This is a genomic window from Actinotalea sp. (genome assembly GCF_041597215.1).
GTDB lineage: Bacteria > Actinomycetota > Actinomycetes > Actinomycetales > Cellulomonadaceae > Actinotalea.
Genome location: NZ_JBFHHB010000191.1, coordinates 1 through 6,030, shown reverse-complemented (window position 1 = coordinate 6,030; position 6,030 = coordinate 1). Strand labels below are relative to the sequence as shown.

Annotated in this window: 6 protein-coding genes; 5 read left to right on the top strand and 1 reads right to left on the bottom strand. The window is 73.7% G+C overall.

Annotated elements, in window-relative coordinates; translation table 11 throughout:
- Nucleotides 1-876 (top strand): histidinol dehydrogenase (gene hisD / locus ABWK99_RS12385; RefSeq protein ID WP_372595009.1); only part of this gene is annotated, 876 nt, incomplete at its 5' end.
- A gap of 29 nt (nucleotides 877-905) precedes the next feature.
- Here hisD and ABWK99_RS12380 read toward each other — a convergent pair.
- Nucleotides 906-3,098, bottom strand: a complete 2,193-nt coding sequence (locus tag ABWK99_RS12380) for a RecQ family ATP-dependent DNA helicase (protein WP_372595008.1) — start codon at nucleotides 3,096-3,098, stop codon at nucleotides 906-908.
- Nucleotides 3,099-3,265: 167 nt separating this feature from the next.
- Between ABWK99_RS12380 and ABWK99_RS12375 the strand changes: the two genes are divergently transcribed.
- The 4 genes from ABWK99_RS12375 to ABWK99_RS12360 form a co-directional block, all read left to right on the top strand.
- The gene (locus tag ABWK99_RS12375) at nucleotides 3,266-3,910 is read left to right on the top strand and encodes a hypothetical protein (protein WP_372595007.1); all 645 of its coding nucleotides are present in this window, start codon (nucleotides 3,266-3,268) and stop codon (nucleotides 3,908-3,910) included.
- Nucleotides 3,911-3,929: 19 nt separating this feature from the next.
- Complete coding sequence (locus ABWK99_RS12370) at nucleotides 3,930-5,024, top strand: histidinol-phosphate transaminase (RefSeq protein ID WP_372595010.1); 1,095 nt, start codon at nucleotides 3,930-3,932, stop codon at nucleotides 5,022-5,024.
- A complete protein-coding gene (hisB, locus tag ABWK99_RS12365) occupies nucleotides 5,021-5,641 on the top strand; it encodes an imidazoleglycerol-phosphate dehydratase HisB (RefSeq protein ID WP_372595006.1) in 621 nt (206 codons plus the stop codon). The genes ABWK99_RS12370 and hisB overlap by 4 nt, the downstream gene beginning before the upstream one ends.
- Nucleotides 5,638-6,030: hypothetical protein (locus tag ABWK99_RS12360; protein WP_372595005.1), on the top strand; the 393-nt coding region annotated here is incomplete at its 3' end. The genes hisB and ABWK99_RS12360, both read left to right, overlap by 4 nt.

Below are 6,030 nucleotides of genomic sequence, written 5' to 3'. Positions count from 1 at the left end.
GGCGTCGGCTCGCTCGTGGTGACCAGCCCGCCGCAGCGGGAGAACGGCGGACTTCCCCACCCGACGATCCTGGCGGCGTGCGCGCTGCTGGGCGTCGACGAGGTCTACGCCGTGGGCGGCGCGCAGGCGGTCGCGATGCTCGCCTACGGGGCCGAGGGCGAGACGGCCGAGGACGGCCCGGTGCTGTGCGAACCGGTCGACGTCGTCACCGGTCCCGGAAACCAGTACGTCACCGCGGCCAAGCGGCTCGTGCGCGGTGTGGTGGGCATCGACTCCGAGGCGGGACCCACCGAGATCGCGATCCTCGCCGACGGCGGCGCGGATCCCCGGCATGTCGCGGCGGACCTCGTCTCCCAGGCCGAGCACGGCCCGACCTCCGCGTCGGTGCTGGTCACCGACTCGACGGCGCTGGCCGACGCGGTCGAGGAGCTGCTGCCGTCGGTGGTCTCCGCCACCAAGCACAGCGAGCGCGTCGCCACGGCCCTCGCCGGACCGCAGTCGGCGATCGTCCTCGTCGACGATCTCGACCAGGGCCTCGCGGTCGTCAACTCCTACGGCGCCGAGCACCTCGAGATCCAGACCGCCGACGCGTCGGCGGTCGCGGACCGGGTCACGAGCGGTGGGGCGATCTTCGTCGGCCCGTACTCGCCGGTCTCCCTCGGTGACTACATGGCCGGGTCGAACCACGTCCTGCCGACCGGCGGCTGCTCGCACTACTCCAGCGGCCTGGGCGTGCACAGCTTCCTGCGTCCCGTGCAGGTCATCGAGTACGACCGCGCCGGCTTGGCAGAGCTGGCCGACCGGATCGTCGCCCTTGCGGTCGACGAGGACCTGCCGGCGCACGGCGAGGCCGTCGTCGCGCGGTTCGCCGACTGATCCGACCGATCCTGCGTGCCGCGCCGGGCTCAGCCCTCGGCGAGGACGAAGGGGTACACCGCTGCCGCGCCCGCGCGACGCAGCAGGAGGGCTGCCACCGCGAGGGTCCAGCCGGAGTCCGTCCTGTCGTCGACCACGAGCACGGCGCGGCCGGGAAGGCCCCCGGCCGCGGCAGGGGACAGGTCGAGGCCGAGGCGTCGGTGCACCCCGGCAAGGCGCTGGGCGGAGTTCACGTCGTGACGGTCGGCCGGGCCGGCGTGCACGGGGGCGATGCTCCCGACGATCGGGACCCCGAGGTGCCGGGCGACGCCGGCCGCGAGGTGCTCGACGAGCTGGGGCATCGTGACCGAGCGCACGAGCACGACGCCCTCGACCGGGGGTGACCACGCGTCCAGCACCTCCAGGACGGCGCTGCGCAGTGCCGGGGGGAGCGGACCGTCGCTCGGCGGGTTGAAGAGCTCGCGCAGCGCACCTCCCCAGCCCAGGGCGTCCAGCCGTCCGACCGCCCGACCGGTCGATGCGCGGTCCTCAGCGGCGATCCGCCCCGAGAGTCCGACGCCGAGGGATGCCATCCCGCTCGGCCACTGCCGGCGGGGGAGCAGCTCGCTCCCCGGGACGGCGAGCGCCGCGCGGGCGCGGTCGACGGCGTTCTCGTCCGGGGCGGAGCCGGCGCTCGCCCCGCCGCACCGGTCGCACCGCCCGCACCGCCAGTCGGTACCGGTGAGGTCCGGATCGTCCAGGGCCGAGCGCAGGAACGCCATCCGGCACCCGTCGGTCGCCTCGTAGTCGAGCATCGCCTGCTGCTCGGCTGCCCTGGTCGCCGCGACCCGGGCGTACCGGTCGGCGTCGTAGGCCCACTCCTGCCCGGTGGACTCCCAGCCCCCCTTGACCCGCCGCACCGCACCGTCGACGTCGAGCACCTTGAGCATGAGCTCGAGGCGCCCCCTGCGCAGCCCGACCCGGGGCTCCAGCGCAACCGTGGACAACGGCCGGCCCGCTTCGGCGAGCGCGGAGAGGGCGGCCCGCACCTCCGGCTCCGGGGGGAAGGCCATCGAGGCGAACCAGTCCCAGATGGCGCGGTCGTCCCTGCCGGGCAGGAGCACCACCTCGGCCCGCCTGGTGGCGCGGCCCGCGCGGCCCACCTGCTGGTAGTAGGCGATCGGCGAGGCCGGAGCGCCGAGGTGCACCACGAAGCCGAGGTCGGGCTTGTCGAAGCCCATGCCGAGCGCCGAGGTCGCGACCAGGGCCTTGACCCGGTTCGCCAGCAGGTCCTGCTCGCACTCGAGGCGCTCGGCAGGGTCCGTCTGGCCGCTGTAGGACCGCACCGGCACACCGGCAGCGCGCAGGTGCGCGGCCACCTGCTCGGCGGCCGCGACCGTCAGGCAGTAGACGATCCCCGAGCCCTCGATGCGCGGGAGGTTCTCGGTGAGCCACGCGAGCTGCGCGGCGTGGTCCGGGAGCCGCGCCACGGCCAGGTGCAGGCTCTCGCGGTCCAAGGTGCCGCGCAGCACCAGGACCTCGCTCGCGGTACCACCGCCGAGCTGTTCTGCGACGTCGGCGGTGACCCGGGCGTTCGCGGTCGCCGTCGTCGCCAGCACCGGGGTCCGAGCGGGCAGGCCCTCCAGGAGCGTGCGGATCCGGCGGTAGTCGGGGCGGAAGTCGTGGCCCCAGTCGGAGATGCAGTGGGCCTCGTCCACGACGATCAGTCCTGCGTCGTGCGCGAGCCCAGGAAGGACCTCGTCGCGGAACGCGGGGTTGTTCAGCCGCTCGGGGGAGACCAGGAGCACATCGGTCTCGCCCGCCGCGACCCGGGCCCTGACCTCGTCCCACTCCTCGGTGTTGGCCGAGTGGATGGTCTCGGCCCGGATCCCGGCCCGGCGGGCGGCGTCGACCTGGTTGCGCATGAGCGCCAGGAGCGGCGAGACGATGACCGTCGGCCCGGATCCCGCCTGGCGCAGCAGGGCCGAGGCGACGAAGTACACGGCCGACTTGCCCCAACCGGTGCGCTGGACGACCAGGGCGCGACGACGGTCGACCACGAGGGCCTCGATCGCCGCCCACTGGTCCGTGCGCAGCCTCGCGTCCTGGCTCCCGACGAGGGCCCGCAGGGTGCTCTCGGCTCGCTCGCGCAGCGCCGACCGGTCCGGCTCGGTGGCGGTCGGGTCCGGGAAGGCCGGGGTCGTCGCGGGAGGGGCGGGATCGGGGGACGAGGAGGCGGGCACCCGGGCAGTCTGACATCCGCGGCCGACAGCCTCGGCGCCTCGCACCGCATGCCCCGGTCCGAGCAGGCGCCCCGAGGTGGTTCGGGAGGCGTACCCCCGTGGCCCCACCGCGTAGGATCGAGGGTCGCCCTGTGCAGGGTGGCACCGTCGCCCCGAGGAGCAGGATCGTGTCGCTGTTGGAAGCCGTCGGCTGGATCGGGTCGGCCGTCCTGGTCATCTCCCTGCTCCAGACCCGGGTGATGCGGTTCCGCGTCCTCAATCTCGCCTCGTGCGTCGTGCTGATCGGCTACAACGCCGCGATCGAGGTCTGGCCGATGGCCGCGATGAACGTCGTCCTCGTCGGCATCAACATCTGGGCGATCTCCCGCCTCCTCCGCGAGCGCCACGACTCCCGCGCCTACGACGCCGTCCCCATCGGGACGGACGAACCGTTCCTGCGCAACCTGCTGGCCCGGCACGCCACCGACATCGCCGCGTTCAACCCCGACCTGCCGGCCGACGTCGTCGCGATCGCCGACCACGCCTTCCTCGTCTCGACGGGGGACCAGGTGGTCGGGGTGGTCCTCACGAGGGACGGCGTCGAGGAGGCGGAGCAGCTGGTCGTCCTGGACTACGTGCTCCCGGCCTTCCGCGACTTCACCCCCGGCGAGTTCGTCTTCCGCGCCGAGGGTCCCTTCGCCGCTCTCGGCACCCGTCGGGTCGTCGCGAGCCCCGGGATGATGGCCTCGGAGCGCTACCTGCGGGCCATCGGCTTCACGGAGCAGGACGGCCGCCGCGTGCTGGACCTGTCCTCGCGCTCCGCGGCCTCCTGACTACGATCGGCGCGTGACCATGGAGCTGCCGATCCGACCCGAGCTGGCCGACCTCGAGCCCTACGGGGCCCCGCAGCTCGACGTCCCGGTGCTGCTCAACGTCAACGAGAACCCCTACCCGCCGTCCGATGCCGTGGTCGCCGAGATCGTGTCGGCGGTCGCCGAGGCGGCCCGGGGGCTGAACCGCTATCCCGACCGCGACTTCGCCGCCCTGCGCGGCGACCTGGTGGCCTACCTGGGAGCGGAGTCGGGGGTGCAGCTCACGCCGGAGCAGATCTGGGCGGCGAACGGCTCCAACGAGGTGATGCTGCACCTGCTCCAGGCCTTCGGCGGTCCGGGTCGCACGGCGCTCTCCTTCGCGCCCACCTACTCGATGTACCCCGAGTACGCCCGCGACACGATGACCGTCTGGGTCAACGGACGTCGCCGGGAGGACTTCGGGCTCGACGTCGAGCACGTCCTCGCGACGATCGCCGAGCACCGGCCGAGCGTCGTCCTGCTCGCCAGCCCCAACAACCCGACGGGCACCGCCCTCCCGCTCGAGACCGTGCGGACGGTGCTGGACGCTGCCCGCCAGGTCCCGGGTGGCTGTGTCGTCGTCGTGGACGAGGCCTACGCCGAGTTCCGTCGCAGCGGCACGCCCTCGGCGCTCGAGCTCCTCGCCGAGCACCCGCACCTGGCGGTGAGCCGCACCATGTCCAAGGCCTTCGGCATGGCCGGTGCCCGCCTCGGCTACCTTGCGGCGGCGCCGGCACTGGTCGACGCCCTGCGGGTCGTGCGCCTGCCGTACCACCTCTCGGCGGTGACCCAGGCGGTCGCCAGGGCGGCACTGGCCCACGCCGAGGAGCTCATGGCGCAGGTCGACGGGCTGCGCCTGGAGCGGGACGCGCTCGTGGAGTGGATGCGCGCCCGGGGGCTCACGGTCGCCGAGTCCGATGCGAACTTCGTGCTCTTCGGTCTGTTCGACGACCGGCACGCGATCTGGCAAGGTCTGCTCGACCGGGGGGTGCTCATCCGCGAGGTGGGCCCCGCGGGCTGGCTCCGGGTGTCGGTCGGCACCCCGGAGGAGACGACGGCGTTCCGTGACGCCCTGGTGGAGGTGGCAGGACTGTGAGTGAGGACAGCAACCCGGGTGGTCGGGTCGGCCGGATCGAGCGCGCCACGTCGGAGTCGACCGTGCTCGTCGAGCTCGACCTCGACGGGACGGGCCGCACCGACATCTCCACGACGGTGCCCTTCTACGACCACATGCTCACGGCGCTGGGCAAGCACTCCCTGATGGACCTGACGGTCCGGGCCACCGGCGACATCGAGATCGACGCGCACCACACCGTCGAGGACGTCGCGATCGCGATCGGCGAGGCGCTGCGCCAGGCGCTGGGCGACAAGTCCGGCATCAGCCGCTTCGGCGATGCCCTCGTCCCGCTGGACGAGGCGCTCGCCCAGGCCGTGGTCGACGTGTCGGGACGGCCGTACCTCGTGCACACGGGCGAGCCCGAGGGCCAGGAGTACCACCTCATCGGCGGGCACTTCACCGGGTCGCTGACCCGGCACGTGCTCGAGTCGATCGCGCACCACGCAGGGATCTGCCTGCACATGAGGGTGCTGGCCGGCCGCGACCCGCACCACATCGTCGAGGCCCAGTTCAAGGCCCTCGCCCGTGCGCTGCGCGCGGCCGTCGCCCTCGACCCGCGGGTGGTCGGCGTGCCGTCGACCAAGGGCTCCCTGTGACCGGTCCGGAACCGTCGGCCCTCGTGCTGACCCAGGTCGGTGACGCGAGCCTGCTCGCGGCTGCCTGCGCGCTGGGCGGAGTGGCGATCGACGCGCTCGACACCCCGGTCGGTGCAGTCGCGGTCTGCCGCAGCCTCGCGCCGGGGGAGCCGGAGCGCGCCGCGGAGGCGATCTCCCGGCTCCTGGCCAACACGCCGGTGGTCCTCGTCGTGCAGCGGGACGGTCAGATCGCCGCGAGCCGATGGTCGGCCGGGCAGCGGGGCGACGTCGTCGCACCCGGTCTGCTCCTCGACGGCGCACCCCCGCAGGTCGAGGGTCTGCTGCTCGGCACGCTCACCCGAGCCGACCTGGACGGAACGGTCACCTCGGTCGGGATCTCACGCTGGCGC